At 68.4% G+C, this 15,232-nt stretch carries 6 protein-coding genes and 1 pseudogene; 4 read left to right on the top strand and 3 right to left on the bottom strand.

Translation table 11 applies throughout. From position 1 onward, the window contains the following. Nucleotides 1-226 precede the first annotated feature (226 nt). Together WME75_RS46405 and WME75_RS46400 are read left to right on the top strand one after the other, a co-directional pair. Entirely contained in the window at nucleotides 227-1,813 is a 1,587-nt protein-coding gene (locus tag WME75_RS46405; protein WP_437484906.1) for a serine/threonine protein kinase, read from the top strand. A gap of 58 nt (nucleotides 1,814-1,871) precedes the next feature. Continuing rightward, nucleotides 1,872-3,686, top strand: coding sequence for a PEGA domain-containing protein (locus WME75_RS46400; protein ID WP_437484902.1), 1,815 nt, complete (start codon nucleotides 1,872-1,874; stop codon nucleotides 3,684-3,686). Between the two features lie 57 nt (nucleotides 3,687-3,743). Here WME75_RS46400 and WME75_RS46395 read toward each other — a convergent pair whose 3' ends face one another. From WME75_RS46395 to WME75_RS46385, 3 genes and pseudogenes are all read right to left on the bottom strand, one after another. After that, nucleotides 3,744-5,660, bottom strand: a complete 1,917-nt coding sequence (locus tag WME75_RS46395) for an OmpA family protein (protein WP_437495078.1) — start codon at nucleotides 5,658-5,660, stop codon at nucleotides 3,744-3,746. Between the two features lie 14 nt (nucleotides 5,661-5,674). Further along, nucleotides 5,675-7,678, bottom strand: a complete 2,004-nt coding sequence (locus WME75_RS46390) for a thrombospondin type 3 repeat-containing protein (protein WP_437495076.1) — start codon at nucleotides 7,676-7,678, stop codon at nucleotides 5,675-5,677. 30 nt (nucleotides 7,679-7,708) lie between these two features. Beyond that, a pseudogene (locus WME75_RS46385) lies at nucleotides 7,709-7,816 on the bottom strand (hypothetical protein); the annotation flags it as partial. Between the two features lie 1,319 nt (nucleotides 7,817-9,135). Here WME75_RS46385 and WME75_RS46380 point away from each other — a divergent pair. Together WME75_RS46380 and WME75_RS46375 are read left to right on the top strand one after the other, a co-directional pair. Continuing rightward, nucleotides 9,136-12,702, top strand: a complete 3,567-nt coding sequence (locus tag WME75_RS46380) for a Kelch repeat-containing protein (protein WP_437484901.1) — start codon at nucleotides 9,136-9,138, stop codon at nucleotides 12,700-12,702. 280 nt (nucleotides 12,703-12,982) lie between these two features. After that, the gene (locus WME75_RS46375) at nucleotides 12,983-15,226 is read left to right on the top strand and encodes a type VI secretion system Vgr family protein (RefSeq protein WP_437484899.1); all 2,244 of its coding nucleotides are present in this window, start codon (nucleotides 12,983-12,985) and stop codon (nucleotides 15,224-15,226) included. The last annotated feature ends 6 nt before the right edge of the window (nucleotides 15,227-15,232 follow it).

Here is a 15,232-nt window from a genome sequence, read left to right as displayed (position 1 = left end):
ACCGCACCACGCGAGGACGACGACACAGTGCGCGCCGATGTCGGTGGCGGCGGGATAGGAGCCGAGGCCGCCGCTATGGCGACGGATCGACGTGAGCTCGCTTCATCCGCGCGTCGGTGCACTTTCTCGCGAACGTTCAGGATGAACACAACAGAACCGGCTACATCCAGCTGCGCACTCCGATCCGTTGCGACCAGTATGGAAAGTACGTAACGTTGCTGGCTACATGATCGGCACGCTCATCGAGGGGAAGTATCGGATCCTCCGTCAGCTGGGCGCCGGCGCGATGGGGGCGGTGTACCAGGCCGAGCACACCGGGACCGGGCGCCGCGTCGCACTGAAGGTCATCACGGGCGAGCTCGGCAACCGCCAAGACATCATCGACCGCTTCTGGCGCGAGGCACGTGCCGCCGGGAGGATCGACACGCAGCACATCACCCAGGTCCTGGACAGCGGCGTCGATCGCGACAGGAACCTTCCCTACCTGGTAATGGAGCTGCTTTCCGGCGAGGACTTCCTGGGCTTCGTCAAGAAGACGGGCCCCATCGCTCCGGAGGTCGCCCTCCGTCTCATAGCGCAGGCGTGCCTCGGTTTGCGGAAGGCGCATGATGCAGGCGTCGTCCACCGTGACATCAAGCCCGCGAACCTCTTCCTGGCGAGGCGCGACGCCGGCGAGATCATCGTCAAGATCCTCGACTTCGGCATCGCCAAGGTGGTGATGGATCAGGCGCAAGAGACCGAGACGGCAGGGCTCACCAAGACGGGCAGCCTGCTCGGCTCGCCGCTGTACATGTCGCCGGAGCAGGCGCTCGGCAGCAAGCACATCGATCACCGATCCGATCTCTGGTCGCTCGGGATCTCGCTCTACCAGGCGCTCTCCGGCCGCACGCCGTTCGATCACATCACGGCGATGGGGCAGCTCGTCGTCGAGATCAACTACGGCCGGCTGGCGCCGGTGCAAGAGCGCGCGCCCTGGGTGCCGCCCGAGGTGGCGGCCATCGTGGATCGCGCACTCCAGCGCAAGCCGAGCGAGCGGTTCCAAAGCGCAACGGAGATGCTCGATGCGATCACGCCACTCTTGCCGCAAGGGTGGACGCTCACGGAGAGCATGCTCGTGCCCGTACCGGAGGCGCTGCGGACGCGCGTCGCGCCGCGGCTCATGGTGTCGTCATCGCCGTCCTTGCCGGAGGTACCGGTACCGACGTTCCTACCGCAGGACCAGCAGGCGCCCCAGGCCTCTCCGCATCCCGGACAGACGACCGGCGCGATGGCACGGTCCCAGGCCACGCCGCCGCGCACCTCGCCAGCCAGGACGCTGCTGGCCGTCGGGGCCGCGGCCCTCGTCACGGCAGGCGTCGTCGCAGGCGGCTACCTGGCGGTTCGTCGCTCGCTCGATCTCGCCGGCGCCATGCGGGCACAGGCTTGGGTCGCCGATACGATCAAGGCTGCGCTTCCTGCGCCATCGCCAAGCCCCGCGCCTGTGCCGGAACCGAAAGCCCCTGCGATCCCGGCAGAGCCGCCAACGCGGACGGTCCAGCTCAGGATCGTGCCGGCGCATGCCTCCGTGGAGGTGGACGGCAAGCTGGTGCCATCGAAGAACGGCATCGTCGAGCTCAGCGGCGAGCTTGGCAGCATTCGCCGCGTGCGCGTCTTCATCGCGCCCCGTTACTCGACGGAGAAGAGCGTGGTGGTAACGGCGGAGGGCCCGATGCCGGAAACCGTCGTCATGCCCTTCTCGCCGGTCGGAGGAACTCCCCAGGCCGGCAGCGGAACGGCGCAGACACCGCGGTCGGAGCGGCGCAAGTTCGAATAGGCGAGCCTGGCGTGGCACGCCGCTCCCGGAGACGAGGATCAGGATGGCGCGAGTTCCCATGCGAGGTGCGGTTGCTGCAATGCTCTGGGCCGCGCTCGTCGCGGCGCATTCAGCGCGCGCGCAGGAGTCGGCCGGTGCTCCCGGCACGAGCGCGCCTCGAGAGCACGGCGAGGAGCCGGAGGAAACTGCGCCGTCCGAAGAGCAGAAGGAGCAGGCGCGCTGGCACTTCGAGAAGGGGCTCGCGCTGGAGGAGCAGCAGGCGTGGGCAGCAGCGGCCGCGGAGTTCAAGATCTCGCGCAAGCTGTACCCGACGAGGAACGCGACGTTCCTCGCAGCCCGGTGCCTGCAGCGACTCCAGCGCTATGACGAATCGCTCGAGATGTACGAGGCGTTCCTGCGCGAGTTCTCCAACCTGCCGCCGGACGACATGGCCGCAGCGCAGGCGTCCGTCGATGAGTTGCGCGCGCTCGTCGGAACGCTGGACATCATCGGGGCGAAGCCCGGCGCGGCGATCGTGGTCGACGGCGTCGACCGGGGCGACTATCCGCCGGTCAACCCCATCCGAGTCGGCGCGGGGATCCACACGGTGCGCATCCTCAAGGAGGGGTATGCACCGTTTGAGACGCGCGTGGAGGTGGCTGGCGGGCGCACCGAACCGGTCCCGGTGAAGCTCGTCGTCCTCGCGGAGTCGGGCCGCCTGAAGGTCACGGAGCGCTCCGGCCTCAAGCTCGACGTGCTCGTAGATGGCGAGATCGTAGGGCAAACGCCGTGGGAGGGATTGTTGTCGGTGGGCCATCACTCGGTCGTTCTGCGCGGGGAGAAGAGCCTAGGGACAGGGCCAGCCGCCGCGCGGGTCGAGGCGAGACAGCTGACGAGCCTCTCGCTACGCGCCGAGGAGCTCGAGGCCATGCTGAGCGTCGATCCGACTCCGGCCGGGGCGACGGTGTTCATCGACGGGGTCTCGGTGGGCGGAGGTTCGTGGGAAGGCGCGCTCAGGGCTGGCGCGCATCGCGTTGAGGTGCGGGAAGATGGGTTCAAGCCCGTGACGCGGCAGCTGCCCCTCGCGCGCGGGCAGCGGGCGGAGCTTCCGATCGTGCTCGAGCGCGACGAGGACGCGGCGCGCTGGCAGGAGCCGTCGAAGCTCACGTTCGATGTGTCCGTGGGCCTCCCGCTGACGTGGTCCCTCGGCGGCGATGTGGCCGGCGCGTGCGGCGACACGTGCTCACGCTCCGTCGGCATCGGTGGGCTCGGGCTGTTCCACGCGGGTTACGAGCTCGGCTGGAGGATGGGGTTCGGCGTGACGCTCGGGTATCTCGTCGCGTTCCAGAAAGCGACCAACCCTGCGGGGGCCATCACACCGCTGAGCCGCGACACCTCGGCGGCGTCGTTCGGCCCGGCGCAGGGCGAGGCGGTCGATCGGCTCCGGCTCCACGGGCTCGTCGCGGGCGGGGCGGTGAGCTATCGCAGGGGAGATCGCTTCCCGATCCTGGGTCGCTTCGGCCTGGGCGCGGTGCTCGGGTCCGTGCGAGCTCGGCGCGAGCTCGCGGAGCTCAAGGAGGCGACGACCGACGGTGCCGTGGTCGAGGTCCATCCGGCGGAGCACACCGCCACGGCGAGCTACTTCTATCTCTCGCCGGAGGCGCGTGTCGGCGTGCGGCTCGGCGAGCGGTTCGAGCTCAGCGCGGGCGCGCAGGTGCTCCTGCTCTTCGCCTTGTCGCAGCCGCGCTTCGACGACCGGAAAGAGATCGGCTTGAGCCATCATCAACTCGACGGAGGGCGCAAGGCCGGACTCGGCACCTACCCGGCCGACGCGCTCACGGGAAGCCCTGTGTTCCTGATCGCCCCGAGCATCGGCGCGCGTTACGCGTTCTGAGATCTCGGCGCAGCAGGGTGTGGCGCGCGCCGGTCGCGTCGCACCCGCGCGCCTGCGTCACGGCGACTCCTCGAGGATGAAGAGCTGCACGCGCCTGTTCTTCTCACGCCCCTCCTGGGTGCGGTTCGACGCGATGGGATCGCTGTCGCCGTAGCTCTTCGCGACGAGCTTCTCCTTGGGGACACCGGCCTCGATGAGCCACAGGCGAACGGACTCGGCGCGCTCCTGGGCGATGCGCATGTTGAACTCGGGATCGCCTTCCTGATCGGCGTGGCCTCGGACCTCGACGCGCTTGATCTCCGGTCGCTGCTCGAGCAGGTCGCGCACCGCGGTGAGCACCTCGTCGGGCACCGGCTCGGCCGTCTCGTGCCTTTCGCGGCCGTACATGACGAAGCGGATGGGCCGGAGGAGCGCGATCTCCTTGCCGTAGATGCGGACGCCCCTCGGGCAGCCGTTCTGCTGCGGATCGGGATCGCGCTCTCCCCTGTCGCGGGGGCACGCGTCCTCCGGCGGCTTGATGCCATCCCCGTCGACGTCCTCCGGGCAGCCGTTGCGCGCCCGGTCCGGGCTGCTCTCGCCCGCAAGGGCGGGGCAGGCGTCCACGCGATCGAGGACCCCGTCGCCGTCTCGATCCGGAGGACAGCCGTTGCTGCCGCGTTGCTCGCTGGCCGCGCCGACGATGTCGGGGCACGCGTCGGCGGCGTCGGCGATGCCATCGCCGTCTCGATCCGGAGGGCAGCCGTTCTTCGTAGGATCGAGGCTCGACGAGCCGGCGGCGGCGGGGCAGGCGTCGGCGACGTCGAGGACGCCGTCGCCGTCTCGATCGGCCTTCGGGCAGCCGTGCCGCCCGCGATCGTCGCTCGCGACGCCGCGCGCGTCGGGGCACGCGTCGGCGACGTCGGCGATGCCGTCGCCGTCGCGATCGCGCGGGGCGTGCTGCGCGGACGCGGACACGGGCTCCCCCGCGGAGACGGGTGACCACGCGGCGAGCGCGAGGACGCGGAACGTGGGCGTGCCGATCGCCTCGGTGAGCCCTGGCCCGCCGGCGGCGCCGAGCTCCACGCCGCCGGGGAGCCGCACGCGCGCGCCGAGCAGGGCCTCGGCGTTCACGCCGCCCGACCGGACGGAGATGTTGGCTTCCGGGACGGAGAGCATGGGCTCCCCGTTGAACGGGATCGCGCCGTAGAGCTCTGGCCCGATCCGGAGCAGGCCGTCCGCGAGCGCGACCGCGACGCCGCCGCCGAAGGTGAACGTGTTCGGGTTCTCCGAGCCGCGCAGCACCGCACCCGCCATCATGGTCCACACGAGGTCCACGGGCGCCGTCACCTCGCCGCCGACGATGAGGTGGGGTGCGACGCGGACCGCGCCTTCGCCAGCGTAGGCGTCGGGGGAGCCGGTCGGCAGGAAGACGTAGGCGCCGAGCGCGGCCTGAAACGGCGCGCGCTCCGCGCCGAGCCACCGCCAGCGGGCGCCGAGCCGGAGGTCGCCGAGCGCGGCGGAGGACGGGGGATGGAACGAGACCTCGGCACTGTCCGGGTCCTCGCCCGCCTGCACGACGGCGAGCGGCATGTCGAGCGAGATGAGGACACGATCCCAGAGCGCGAGCGACGCGTCGAGGCGCAGAAAGCCCTGCGAGGAGACGACCGCCGCGGAATCCGGGGCGAAGAGCTGGAGCGGGTTGCGCGCGTAATCGAACATCAGCAGTGCGCGCGGAACGAGGTGCCCGCTGGCCGACGGCGACGGCACGCCGAAGAGCGCGTCGCCTGCGGGAGAGGGCTCGAGCTGCTGGAGGGCGAGATTGCCGGCCACGCGCGGGGGCGCGGGGGTCTGCGCGGCCCCGACGCGCGGCACGGCGAGCGCGGTGAGGGCGGCGAGGGCGCACGCGCAGGAGCCGAGGTGGCGGACGCGCCGGCGGCGGTGAGGACGGCGCGGGAAGGGAGCGGAGGGCATGCGCGCGGGGGGCGTGAGGGGCATGGAGTTCACGGCGATCACCGGGAGGGAGCGCGGGGGCTGCGCCGGGGGCGGCGGCGAGCTGCGAGGAGCGAGGCCGCGGCGACCGCGGCGACCGCGGCGAGCGGCTGCGAGGAGAGGCGGTCGGGCGCGGCGAAGCGGCACGAGAAGCCGCCGCCGCCGAGATCGAGGTGCAGCCGAGGGGGCGAGCCGCCAGCGGAGGCGGCCGAGGAATCTCCGCCGGCAGCGCCGGCACCGCCGGCGCCGCCGGCGCCCGGATCCGACGGATCGCAGGCGTCGCCCATGCCGTCGCCGTCCGAGTCCTCCTGGCCGGGGTTGCGTGCCGCGGCGCAGTTGTCGCAGGCGTCGCCGACGTCGTCGTCGTCCTCGTCTTCTTGCAAGGGGTTATCGGCTTCTCGGCAATTGTCGCAGGCGTCGCCGAGCGCATCGCCGTCGGAGTCCGTCTGCTCGGCGTTGGCGAGGCCCTCGCAGTTGTCGACCTCGTCGAGGACGCCGTCGCCGTCCCGATCCGGGTCGCAGGCGTCGCCGAGCTCGTCGTGGTCGAGATTGGCCTGGTCGGGGTTTGGGACCGTAGGGCAGTTGTCGGGGACGTCATTCAGGATGCCGTCGCTGTCCCAGTCGTCGTTGCATGCGTCGCCCACGCCGTCTCCGTCGGTGTCGGCCTGGTCGGGGTTCACCGCGTAGGTACAGTTGTCCGCGGGATCGAGGACACCATCGTTGTCCAGATCGTCGTCGCAGATATCGCCGAACTGGTCGCCGTCGCCGTTCTGCTGCTCGGCGTTCGCGCCGAGGGCGCAATTGTCGGGTTCGTTGGGTACGCCGTCGCCGTCGTAGTCCTGATCGGGATCGCACGCGTCGCCCCACGCGTCGCCCGGTTTGCTGTCCTTCTGGCTCGGGTTCTCATCGAAGCGGCAGTTATCACGGCCGTCCAGGATGCCGTCGTCGTCTGAATCCGGATCGAGGAAGTCGAGGACACCGTCGTCGTTCGCGTCGAACGGAGGCGTGTGAAGGTCGGAGTCTCCCGCCTCGTTCATATCCGAGAGGCCGTCGCCGTCGCTGTCCAGATCGAGCGCATCGATGTCCCCGTCACCGTCCGTGTCCGGGAATTCCGGCATCATGCCCGTCGTGTAGATCCCAGCTTCGATGCCGTCCGAGATGGTGTCACGGTCGGAGTCCTCCTCGAGCACGACCATGCCCATATCCTTTTCGTCGGCGCTGGGAATGCCGTCACCATCCGCGTCATCGTCGCAAGGATCTCCGAGCAAATCGCCATCAGCGTTTGCCTGATCGGTATTCGGATACCCAACACAGTTATCAAAAAGATCCACTACATCATCGCCATCCATGTCCGTGTCACACTCGTCACCCAACCCATCGTCATCAAGATCCGCCTGATCGGAATTCGGACTCTCCACGCAATTATCGTCAACATCTAACTCACCGTCACCATCCCGATCTTCGTCACACTCGTCACCCAACCCATCGTCATCAAGATCCGTCTGATCGGGATTCGGACTCTCCACGCAATTATCGTCAATATCTAACTCACCGTCACCATCCCGATCTTCGTCACACTCGTCACCCAACCCATCGTCATCAAGATCCGTCTGATCGGGATTCGGACTCTCCACGCAATTATCGTCAACGTTTCGATCTCCGTCACCATCCAGATCATCATCACAAGCATCACCCTGCTCATCCCCATCCATATTTTCCTGATCATTAGCAACAAGCGGGCAATTGTCACTCCTATCCTTAACACGATCATCATCATCGTCATCATCACACACATCTCCGGCGCCGTCACGATCGTTGTCACCCTGGCCACCTTCCTCAACAGATGGACCATTCGAAATATAGGGACAATTATCACAGGCGTTCCCTACATCATCATCATCATCATCCTCCTGTCTTTCGTTACGAACCAACCGACAGTTATCTTCCACATCCGGCACCGAATCATTATCATCATCTACATCACAAGCATCACCACTTGCCTGAAACCCATCACCATCTTCCACAGAATCACCATCTGTGTTTACCTGATCAACATTAGCCACACGGGCACAATTGTCACAAACATCTCCATAACCATCCTCATCATAATCACCCTGCCCCGGATTAGGGAGACTGCAGTTATCCACGCAGTCAGGGATCATGTCCCCATCCGAATCCTCATTTGGATTTTCCGGGTTACACGCTGCTCTTGCGGACCGAAGCCCTACGACAAGACCCAGCAAACACAAAACCACAACCCCAACGCCGAATCGGAACGCCTGCAAAATCGAGCGCCCAATCCACTCCGAAGTCGAAGCACGTGAGTCTACCCGAGCACCGCGCGCCATCACCATCACAGCCCCCTTAAAACCACTCACCACTGTGCTCGCCAACCAATTCACCTAGTACAAAAGTAGCCATTGGGGCACCCAACGCCATCATCACATACGCACACCTGATCAACGCATTCGCCGAGGGCACCGCAACCCAATGTTTCGCAGGAGGGCGATTCAGCACGACAATACATATTTCCACGCCCATCGACTCCGGTACACTCCGCCCTACCCGAGCAGTTCGGGCTTGATGCCGAACACGGCTCCACGCACGCACTAATTCCACCGTTCACCGGGACGCACCGGTAGCTATCGGGGCAATCAGCGTCGCCGCAACACTCGGGATATCGACAAACTCCCAGCGTGTCACAACGATAGTTGTACGGATACCGATCGCCAGGGCAACTCCCTGGCGGGTCTGGGCAGCAGTCCGCATCGGTTTCACATGTCTTGCGGCAGGTCGGCTGAGCCGTGATTCCCCCATTGCCGATGCATGAGCCGCCTCCCGCGCTGCCGGTGCCCCCACTGGTCGACGTCGCCTCGCCTGCCGATGTCGCCGCGCTCGTCGATGTCGACCCTCCTGCCTCAGCGGCCCCGCTCCCGGTGCCCGCGCCTCCACTCCCTCCCGAGCCCGATGCGCTGCTCGGGGGATCGCCGCTGCACGACATCGATGCCAAAGCCGCCACGCAGAGGACGGGCATCATGAAACCCGGTTTGAACATGCCGCTCTCTCATTCCTTTACGAGTCCCGGCGGGCGCTATCGCGCGGTTCCACCGGCTCATGACGTGAATGTTTCTGCTGCCGCAAATGAAAATCGGAGAGTCGCTGACGGCGCTATCGTTTGCCCGCTGTACATAATGAGTCGGAAGCCTGTTGTCGGGCTCCGAGCGCGCTCCAGGAAACCTTCTCGCCTCGGCAGGGTATCCTGCCCGACGCGCGCTTCGCAAGATGCTCCTCTTCCTACGTTACCGGTGTCGGAACGCGCCGGTCCGTCCACGGCTCTTGAGCGCTGCTCGCGTCCGCCGTGAGCGAAACGGACGCCACCCGCGGCAGCGATCGCGGCCGTTCAGGTTCCGAGGAGGATCCGTGCAGCCCGGCGCCACCGAGTTCTGTTACAGTGGCGGCCGTCGGGGGGATCACTCCCGGCATGCGGGCGGAGATCATGATCCTGAAGCCATCGATGTCTCTGCGCTTCGCGAGCAGGCACCGCATCGCTGTCGCCCTCGTCGCGGCGGCTCTCTCCTGGGGCTGTTCAGACTCCACGGTGCCTCCCGCACCGTCGCGGAGCAGCATCGACGCGACCCACGTCGACGTGGGTGACGGCCACGACCGTCTGGCCGCGCTCCGTGCGCGGTTCTCCACGGCGTTCCCCGGCGCCTCTCCGGCGGCGCGCCTGGAGCGCGCGACCGACGGAACCCTCCGCATGCGCTTCGCGCCCCCGAGCACCGGCGCGACACGGGCGACCGCCGCCGTCGAACTGCCGTACCGCGCGTCGGGGCCGGTCCGGCTACGCGACAGAGCATCCGGCCTATCGATCGCCTTCGCCCTCGACGGCGCGTCGGACACGGCGATCGCGATCGCGGATGGAATCGCCGTCTACCCCACCACCCTCTCCGGCGAGCGCGTCGACGTCGTGCATGTCGTCGGCCGCGCGGGCACGGAGGACTTCGTCGCCTTCGAGCACGAGCCTCTCCGGCCGGAGCTCCGTTACCTCGTCGATCTCGGAGGCGCTGCGGCGCTGCGCCTCGTGGCGCGTACCCTCGAGTTCCTCGACGAGGGCGGCGCGCCGCGCCTCCGGGTCACCGCACCTTACGTCATCGACGCACGCGGCGCGCGGCACGATGCGGATCTCAGCGTCAGCGGCTGCGCGTTCGACTCGGACCCTCGGCCGCCGTGGGGACGACCGCTCGTGGCCCCGGGGGCGCGCGCTTGCACGGTGACGGTGACGTGGCCACGCGCCTCGATCGCGTACCCGGCGCTCGTGGATCCACGGTGGGAACTGACGCAGTCCCTACGCGAGGCGCGGACCCACCACGCGGCGACGCTGCTCGATCCCGGGACATCTGCTAGTCCGGTGCTCATCACCGGCGGGTTCGGCGAGGACCACGCGGCGCTGAGCACGGCGGAGCTCTACGAGCCGCTCAGCCGCACCTTCGCCACGACCGCATCCATGAGCCACGCGCGCGGCAATCACACGGCCACGCACCTGGGCAGCACCACGGGCGGCGCCGTGCTCATCGCCGGCGGCAGCGTCGACCAGGACGGGCCGCCCTTCACGGTGGTCGACCCGCTGGAGCGTTACGATGCGACGAGTGGCCGGTTCTCGGTGGTCGGAGCCGGTCCCGAGTCCGATCGGGTGCCTCGGCTGTGGCACACCGCGACGCGCTTCGCGGAAGGCAAGGTGCTCATCGCAGGCGGAACCGACGGCACCGGGCAGTCGCTGCCCAACGCACTCGTCTACGCGAACGACGTGCCCAGGATCACCACGACCGTGCCCCTGCCCCTGGGCGCCGCGCGCGCCGGTCACGCCGCCGCGCTGCTCGCCGCGGACGATGCGCCGCAGGGCGACGTGCTGCTCGCGGGAGGTCTGGTCGCCGGCTTCGCGCAATCCTCGGGGGAGATCTTCAACGCGACCGAGGAGGCATTCGAGCGCCTCGAGGATCGACCGGACGCGGGGCTGTTCTCGTCGATGCTGCTGCCGCGCGCGTTCCACACCGCGACGCGGCTCGCGAGCGGCGAGGTCCTGCTGGTCGGCGGCGTGAACGCGGCGTCCGAGCCGCTCGCGTGGGACAGCGCCGAGCGCTTCATCGACCGGGGCACCGAGATCGACGGGGCGCGCGAGCGCGGCTTCAGGAGGCAGCGGATCGCCATGAGAGCGCGGCGCGCCCACCACGCCGCGACGCTCATGCCTTCCGGCGGCGTCGTCGTCACCGGCGGGCTCGGGGCGCTCGCGGGGAGCAGCGCGCCCGACGCGGAGCTCGCGCTCGCCGACGTCTTCAGCCTGGAAACGATCGACTTCACGGCGCTCCCCGACATGCCGATCCCGACCACGAACCACACGGCGACCCTGGTGAACGCCGGCGGTTCGTCGAACGCGGGAGGCAGCCTTCTGGTCGCCGGCGGCGGCGCCGCCGCGAAGGCCTCGGCCTTCCGCCTGCTCCATGAGCTCGGCGCGCCCTGTACGCGGGGGGTCGAGTGCGAGTCCGGCTACTGCGTCGACGGGGTGTGCTGCGACCGGGCGTGCACCGCCGAGTGCGAGGCGTGCAGCGCCGCCGTCAAGACCGACAGCGCCGAGGCGAACAGCGGGCGGTGCGGCAACGCCAGGCGCGGAACGCCGACGACCGTGACTTGCGTCGACGGGGTGAAGACGACGAGCGAATGCGACGGCGACGGCAATTCCGTGCCCGTCCGCTCGACGAGCTGCGCGCCGTTCGTGTGTGATGCCGCTGGCAAGGAGTGCAGCACCGCATGCCGGACGAGCGCCGAGTGCGCCCCCGGTGACGGCTGGTGCAGCCATGAGCCCGGGATCGTCTCGGTTCCCAACGGGTGTCCGCTCAACGCCGAGGTGGACGCGGCTGGCGCCGGCGGCTCAGCGGAAACGAGCGGCGCAGGCGGCTCGGGCGGCGCAGCCGGTTCCGGAGGAACGGGCGGCGCGACCAGCTCCGGAGGGACGAGCAGCACAGCCGGCTCGGGCGGCTCGGGCGGCATATCCGGTGCGAGTGGTTCGGGTGGCGAGGCCGGCTCGGAAGAAACCGGAGCCGCCGGCACGGGCGGAGCCGCCGGCGGCGCGGGCAGCGGCCTCAGCTCGAGCGGCGCTGGGGGTGCAGGCGGTGCGGCCGGCGCAGGGGGCGTCGGCGGGGTCGGTGGGGAGGGCGGCGCGGGCGATGCCCCGGGCACCTGCGTCTGCAAGCAGCCGCTCGGCGCGCCGTGTAAGAACGCGGAGGAGTGCGTCAGCAATCTCTGCGTCGACGGCTACTGCTGCAACTCCGAGTGCGGCCAGTGCGAGGCCTGCGATGTCCCTGGCCTCGCCGGCTTCTGCACGACCATCGGCACGAAGACATCGCCCGAAGCGCCGCGGCCTGGCCGTGAGCCCTGCGGCGGAGAGCTGGAGTGCCAGGGCGTATGCGACGGAACCTACAACGACCGGTGCTATTATGAACCAGTAGGGGCGCCCTGCAGGGAGCCCGCATGCCAGGACGGGATCGCGGTGAGCTACGAGTGCACGGAGGCGCACGCCTGCGTGCAAGCGAAGGAGAGCCCGTGCGGCGCGTACAGGTGCGCGGACACGGTGTGCGGGGACAGCTGCACATTGCGCGAGGAGCACTGCACAACGGACGCCGTCTGCGTCGGCGGCAAGTGCCTCGCGATCTCAGAAGACACGTGCGACGGCGACAACCTCACGCTGGTCACGCCTCGGGGGGAGGAGAAGGGCTGCGGCGTCTACCGGTGCAAGGCGGGCGCGCATGCCTGCGCCAACCCGTGCAACGACTACACGGACTGCATTGACGGCTTCGTCTGCAACCACGCCGGAGAGTGCGTTCCAGCGCCGAGCAGGCGAGAGGAGCTCTCCTCGTGCAGCCTGTCCAACCAGACCGGCCGGAGCGAGCGCTGGCTCTGGGCACTGGTCGTCCTGGTGCTCTCGGCGCGCCGGAGCGGACGGTCGCGACCGGGCACGACGGCGTCGGCGCGAGCGAGCGCCGGCCCGATGATCTGAACCTCGCTCGTGGGGTGGAGGCGCCCCTCGTCCGGCGCCAACCTCCACGCACGGCTGACCCTCCGCCCAAGCTGGAAGGAATCCGTGTGCCGCCCAGAGAGGAGGATAGTAACCCCGGGCGGCGGCAGCACAGCCTGGTTCTCCGCGGAGCGCTTCGCCATCCGATGCACGCAAGCCGGCAGGGGTATGCGGATGGGCCTGGGAGCGCGACACTACGGACCGGCGCGCCGCCCGCACGATTCCGCTAGCGCCGCGGCGCGGCCTCCTGGATCATGTGTGCATGGCTACGTCTGATCCGCTCGACGTGCTCCGCCACACCGAGGTCACGGTCGCTTCCGGGGATCGACTGGACGTCCGGCACTTTCACATCTCGGAGCGAATGAGCGCGCTGTTCGAGCTCTCGCTCGTCGTTGTCAGCGAGAACGCGGACATCGATTTCGATGCCGTCGTCGGCCAGCCCATGACCTTCACGCTGCGCCAGGGCACCGCCGAGCGCGGCGTGCGCACATGGACGGGCATCTGCAGCCACATCGAGCAGGTGGCAGCCGAGGAGCTCGGCGTGTCCACCTACAAGCTCGTCATGGTGCCGGTGCTGTGGCTTTTGACCCAGCGGCGGAACCACCGCATGTTCCAGCTCCAGTCGGAGCTCGACATTGCGCGCGTGCTCCTCGCCGAGTGGAACATCCCGACGTCGGAGCGCATCTCCGGCACGTACAAGAAGCGCAAGTACCGCGTCCAGTACGGCGAGAGCGACTTCACGTTCCTCTGCCGGATGCTTGAGGACGCGGGCATCAGCTTCTACTTCCAGACGGACGACGGCGAGACCAGGCTGGTCCTGGACGACGCTCCGCAGACGAACGCCTCGCGGGCCCCTGCGATCACGTTCCGCGACAACCCGACCGACGCCAACCGGGAGCACGTGACAAATGTGCGCGTCAGCCGCCGGATCCGACCCGGCAAGTACACCATGCGCGATCACGACTATCGCCGGATGCCAGAGTACGTGCTCCGCAGCTCGGCCCAGACGCAGGAGCCGCTCGAAGGGCATCTCGAGCGGTACCACTACGTTCCGGGGGCCTTCCTCTACGAGAGCGACAAGGGACAGCCCACGCCCGTGGCCGACGACCGAGGGCGCTACCGGACCGACGAGAGAGAGGCGGTCGCCCTGGCGCAGCGCAGGCTCGCTGCGAAGCGCGTCGATGCGAGGACCGTCGCCTTCGATACGAACACGATCGATCTCGCGCCGGGCACCGTCGTCTCCTTCCTCGATCACCCGAAGAGCGAGCTGTCCCCGGGCAGCGCGTTCCTCGTGACGAGCGCCACGCTGAGCGGCGAGCGCAGCGGCGAGTGGTCCTGCACCTGCGAGGCGGTAAGCGCGGGCCTCGCCTACAGGCCGCCGCTCGTCACCCCGAAGCCGAAGACGAGCGGCGTGGAGAGCGCGACGGTGGTCGGCCCGCCCGGCGAGGAGATCCACACCGACGAGTTCGGCCGGGTGCGGGTCCACTTCCACTGGGACCGCGAGTCGAAGATGAACGAGCGCTCCTCGTGCTGGATCCACGTGAGCCAGCCGTGGTCCGGCGCGGGCTTCGGCGGCACGAACCTCCCGCGCGTCGGCCAGGAAGTGATCGTCGACTTCCTCGGCGGCGATCCCGACCGGCCCATCATCGTCGGCCGTGTCTACACGAACGTCCAGAAGACGCCGTACAAGCTGCCCGACAACAAGACCCAGAGCGGCTGGCAGAGCCGTTCCTCGCCGGGCGGTGGCGCGGACAACTACAACGAGATCATGTTCGAGGACAGGAAGGGCCAGGAGCTCATCCGCATGCAGGCGGAGAAGAACCTCGACAAGCTCGTGAAGAACGACGAGTCAGTGAAAATCGGGCACGATCGCACGAAGCAGGTCGGGCACGATGACGCGCTCACGGTAGGGAACGATCGGACGCGGAGCGTCGGGCACGACGAGACCGTGAGCATCGGCAACGATCGTACCCGGCTGGTTGGGAACAATGAGAGCGTCACGATCGGCAACAGCCGCACGAAATCGGTCGGGGTGAACGAGTCGCTGTTCGTGGGGGTCAACCAAAACGAGCAGATCGGCGCCAACCGTTCGGTGCAGGTGGGGGCGAACCACACCGAGGCGATCGGCGCGAACATGAGCGTGAGCGTCGGCATGGCGAAGACGGAGACGGTGGCGCTCGCATCGGCCGAGACAGTCGGTGCGGCAAAGACGCTGACTGTGGGCGGGGCCTACGCGATCACGGTGGGCGGGGCGATGGCGACAAACGTCGCCCTCGTGCAGACGGAGAACGTCGGGGTGAGCAAGACGGTCACTGTCGGCGACAAGATAACTATCACCTGTGGGGCCAGCACCATCATCATGGACAAGGAGGGCATGATCTCCGTCTCAGGCAAGGACATCAGCGTTACCGCAATGGGCGTCGTGAACGTGAATGCCACGGGCGACGTGAACGTGGAAAGTGCGGCCAATGTCAACGTGAAAGCCCCCAAGATCCACATGAACTGAGCAGGG

The sequence above is a fragment of the Sorangium sp. So ce1014 genome, from assembly GCF_051521505.1.
Classification (GTDB): Bacteria; Myxococcota_A; Polyangia; order Polyangiales; family Polyangiaceae; genus Sorangium.
This window is presented reverse-complemented; position numbering and strand designations above follow the sequence as displayed.